A 241-nucleotide genomic window follows, 5' to 3' on the forward strand; every position below is an offset into this window, starting at 1 on the left:
GGAAGTCATCCCATTCGCTGAGCGGGCGCTGTCCGAGTATGAACTGCAGCGTCGCCGTGTTGAGGGAGTCCTTGATCGGCGTCGACATCAGAGCGGATTGCTCCAGCTCGAGCTCATTGAGGGGAGCAGCGGGGAACGGCTCGCGAGGTGTGCGGGTCGAGGTGACCTTCTCGATGTACTCGACCAGGCTCTCGGAGTTGTAGGACTGCTTCAGCGACCGCGATTCGGTGGCGTCGGAGAG

Annotated in this window: 1 pseudogene; it reads right to left on the reverse strand. The window is 62.2% G+C overall.

Annotated features, from left to right (window positions below):
• Positions 1-241: pseudogene (locus SB717_RS39060) on the reverse strand (hypothetical protein); the annotation flags it as partial.

The sequence above is a fragment of the Priestia sp. SIMBA_032 genome, assembly GCF_046535215.1.
Taxonomy (GTDB): domain Bacteria; phylum Bacillota; class Bacilli; order Bacillales; family Bacillaceae_H; genus Priestia; species Priestia aryabhattai.